Here is a 4,392-nt window from a genome sequence, read left to right on the forward strand (position 1 = left end):
CAACGACAACATCTCGCTGGCGCTGATCGATGATGGTTCCGTTCGCGCCGGCTTGACCGGCAAGTTCATATTCTCGCGCGATAGCAAGGATGAACTGAAAGGCCTCGATCCGGTGCGCTGGGGCGGCGAGGTGGGCGGCTTCTTCGAATTCTATCCGCTGGATTGGGTAAGGGCGCGGGCGGAGCTCAGGCACGGCATTCGCGCCCATAACGGCTTTGTCGCGGACATCGCCGCGGACGCCTTCTACGACATCACGCCGACGGTGCGCATTTCCGGCGGCCCGCGCGTCTCCTTCGCCTCGTCCAACTATTTCGACGCCTATTACGGCGTCAACGCCAAGGAAGCGGTTGCTTCGGGCTTGAGCGAGTACCATCCGGGCGGCGGGCTGAAGTCGACGGGCCTCGGCGGCGCGATCACCTGGAAGGTGACCGAGCCGATGACGGCAAGCGTTTTCACCGAATACTCGCGTCTGATGGGGCCGGCGGCCGATTCCAGCCTGGTCAAGGAACGGGGCGACCGCAACCAGTGGACCTTCGGTGTCTCGACCACTTACCGCTTCAATTTCACGATGTAGGTCGCGAAAGCGGCTTCATGCCTTGAAATCCACGCTTTATTCCTGTCGCGCCATCCGCTAAAAGCCACGCCATGACGAGCTTTTCGCGCCTTTTCGCGATCGCGATACGAATTACGGGCCCGGTGTTCCGGGCGGCCTGAGCGCCGCTGGAGCCGCCGGGAGTTTTCGCGCGCGCCCCTCGCGTTTTTTCATGGACATCAACGCATATCGCCCGAAGGTGGCTTCGGTTTTGGGAAAACGATATGCGTCAAAGCAAGACTTGAACGCCCGGCTTTTGTCGTCGGGTACCCTGAGATGGCAGATCAATGACCGACACCCCAATGACAGAAACTGTTGAGACGATCGACTACTCCAAGACGCTTTATTTGCCGCAGACGGATTTCCCGATGCGCGCCGGCTTGCCCGAGAAGGAGCCTGGCCTGGTCAAGCGCTGGCAGGACATGGACCTTTACAAAAAGCTGCACGAGGAGGCCGCCGGCCGCGAGAAATTCGTGCTGCATGACGGCCCGCCCTACGCCAACGGCAACATCCATATCGGCCATGCGCTGAACAAGATCCTCAAGGACGTCATCAACCGCTCCTTCCAGATGCGCGGCTACGACGCCAACTACGTGCCGGGCTGGGACTGCCACGGCCTGCCGATCGAATGGAAGATCGAGGAGCAATACCGCGCCAAAGGCAAGAACAAGGACGAGGTGCCGGTCAACGAGTTCCGCAGGGAATGCCGCGACTTCGCGGCTCATTGGATCAAGGTGCAGGGCGGCGAGTTCCAGCGCCTTGGCGTCATCGGCGATTTCGACAATCCCTACACGACGATGGCCTACCATGCCGAGTCGCGCATCGCCGGCGAGCTGCTGAAGTTCGCCATGTCCGGTCAGCTCTACCGCGGCTCGAAGCCCGTGATGTGGAGCGTGGTCGAGCGCACCGCGCTGGCCGAGGCTGAGGTCGAGTATCAGGATTACGAGAGCGACACGATCTGGGTGAAGTTCCCGGTCGCGAGCCTCGCTCAGCCGGTCGCCGGCGCCGCGCCGGCGCTGGATGGGGCCGCGCTCGATCTGGTCGAGGCGCATGTCGTCATCTGGACGACCACGCCCTGGACCATCCCCGGCAACCGCGCCGTGAGCTATTCGCCGCGCATCGCCTATGGCCTCTACGAGGTGACGGCGGCCGAGAACGCTTTCGGCCCGCAGCCCGGCGAGAAGCTGATCTTCGCCGACGCCTTGGCCGAGGAATGCGCAGCCAAGGCCAAGGTCACGTTGAACAGGCTTCACAGCGTATCGGCGGAACAGCTTGGGAAGCTTACGCTTTCACATCCTTTCAAAGGCCTTGGCGGCGGCTATGAATTCCCGGTGCCGATGGTTGCCGGCGAGCACGTCACCGACGATGCCGGCACCGGTTTCGTGCACACCGCGCCCGGCCATGGCCGCGAGGACTTCGACGCCTGGATGGAGGCCGCGAGCGAGCTGAGGGCGCGCGGAGTCGATACCACGATCCCCTTCACCGTCGACGATGCGGGCTTCTTCACCAAGGACGCGCCGGGCTTCGGTCCGGAACGCGAGGGCGGGGCGGCGCGCGTCATCGACGACAACGGCAAGAAGGGCAACGCCAACCAGGCGGTCATCGACGAGCTGATCAAGCGCAACGCGCTCTTCGCGCGCGGCCGCCTGAAGCACAGCTATCCGCATTCCTGGCGCTCGAAGAAGCCGGTCATCTTCCGCAACACCCCGCAATGGTTCGTCTATATGGACAAGGACCTCGGTGACGGCACGACGCTGCGCAGCCGCGCGCTGAAGGCGATCGACGACACGCGCTTCGTGCCGGCGGCTGGCCAGAACCGTATCCGCGCCATGATCGAGGAGCGCCCCGACTGGGTGCTGTCGCGCCAGCGCGCCTGGGGCGTGCCGATCGCGGTTTTCGCCGACGAGGACGGCAATGTGCTGAAGGACGAGGCCGTCAACCGGCGCATCATGGACGCTTTCGAGAAGGAAGGCGCCGACGCCTGGTTCGCCGAGGGCGCCAAGGAACGCTTCCTCGGCAATCACGATGCGTCCAAATGGCATCAGGTGAGAGACATCCTGGACGTCTGGTTCGATTCCGGCTCGACGCATGTCTTCACGCTGGAAGACCGTCCGGACCTGAAATGGCCGGCCGACGTCTATCTCGAGGGCTCGGACCAGCATCGCGGCTGGTTCCATTCCTCGCTGCTCGAAAGCTGCGGCACCAGGGGCAGGGCGCCTTACGACACGGTCATCACCCATGGCTTCACCATGGACGAGGAAGGCCGCAAGATGTCGAAGTCACTCGGCAACACCGTCGTGCCGCAGGATGTCATCAAGCAGTCCGGCGCCGATATCCTCAGGCTCTGGGTGGTGACGACTGATTATTGGGAGGACCAGCGGCTCGGCAAGAACGTGCTGCAGACCAATATCGACGCCTACCGCAAGCTCAGGAACACGATCCGCTGGATGCTGGGCACGCTTGCCCATGACGACGGCCAGGATGTGCCGGTCGAGGCGATGCCGGAACTGGAGCGGCTGATGCTGCACCGGCTGTCCGAACTGGACGAGGTGGTGCGCCAGGGCTACGACGCCTTCGAGTTCAAGCGCATCACTCGTGCGTTGCTCGACTTCATGGTGGTTGAGCTTTCGGCATTCTATTTCGACATCCGCAAGGACGCGCTTTACTGCGACGGGCCGTCGAGCCTGCGCCGCAGGGCGGCGGTCCAGGTGGTGCGCCACCTCTTCGAATGCCTGGTGAAGTGGCTCGCGCCGATGCTGCCCTTCACCACCGAGGAGGCTTGGCTCGACCGCCATCCGGAAGCCGCCTCGGTGCATCTCGATCAGTTCCCGGCGATCCCGCGGAACTGGCGCAACGAGGCGCTGGCCGAGAAATGGCGCAAGGTGAGGCAGGTGCGCCGCGTCGTCACCGGCGCGCTGGAAATCGCGCGCGCCGAGAAGCTGATTGGCTCCTCGTTGGAAGCCGTGCCGGTGGTCACCATCGACGATGCGGTGCTGGAAGCGGCGATCGTCGATGTCGACATGGCCGAGATGGCGATCACCAGCGACCTCGTCATCAACCGCGGCAAGGCACCGGAAGGCGCCTTCACGCTCGAGGACGTCAAGGGCGTGGCGGTGGTGGTGGAGAAGGCCGAGAATCGCGGCTTGGTCAAATGCGCGCGCTCCTGGCGCTACACCGCCGATGTCGGCCAGGATCCGGAATTCCCGGATGTCTCGGCCCGCGACGCAGCCGTGCTGCATGAGCTTAGGGCATTGGGTCGACTATAGGCTCGGGCTATAAGCCGGTGCATAAATGCCACGCCGGGCAGCGCGAATCCGCCCGCGCGTTGCCCTTAACAAGTGGTTGAGGTAAACACGCGACACTCCGGCAGACAAATTGTCGCCGGATTTCCATCGCAAATGCGGGGAAGATGGGGACCGCGCCGTTGGCCGGTGGCGACCGAAAGGCTGTTAGAGTGGGACTTTTTGGCATGACCGACAGAACGTTTGCGCGCGCCGCGCTGGTGGCGCCGCTTGTGGTATCGGCCATTGCCCTGTCGGGCTGCATGAGCTCGCCCACCTACGGAACCGACAAGACGGCGGCCGCGCAGCTCTTCGACGATGTTTCAGGCGCTGCCTCGATCACGCCGAAGCGCCGCACTCCGATCGATTACAAGCCGCGCCCCGACCTGGTGAAGCCTGCCCCGGGGCAGAAGGAAAGCCTGCCGCCGCCACAGGAAAGCATCGAGACGGCGAGCGCCGATTGGCCCGAATCGCCGGAGGCGCGCCGCGCCCGCATCCGCGCCGACGCCACCGCGCACC

General features: G+C 64.1%; 2 protein-coding genes and 1 pseudogene. All 3 read left to right on the plus strand.

The window, feature by feature from the left end:
* On the plus strand, positions 1-574 hold a 574-nt coding region (locus tag EOD07_RS24325), incomplete at its 5' end, for a MipA/OmpV family protein (RefSeq protein WP_164772476.1).
* Positions 575-894: 320 nt separating this feature from the next.
* Complete coding sequence (gene ileS / locus EOD07_RS24330) at positions 895-3,858, plus strand: isoleucine--tRNA ligase (RefSeq protein ID WP_127237255.1); 2,964 nt, start codon at positions 895-897, stop codon at positions 3,856-3,858.
* A 203-nt stretch (positions 3,859-4,061) separates the two neighbouring features.
* Positions 4,062-4,392 (plus strand): annotated as a pseudogene (locus tag EOD07_RS24335) (hypothetical protein); the annotation flags it as partial.

The sequence above is a fragment of the Mesorhizobium sp. M2C.T.Ca.TU.002.02.1.1 genome, from assembly GCF_003997225.1.

What these genes read in the sequence shown, in the direction of transcription:
- ileS (WP_127237255.1), top strand. Translation starts at nt 895, where the DNA reads ATGACAGAAACTGTTGAGACGATCGACTACTCCAAGACGCTTTATTTG.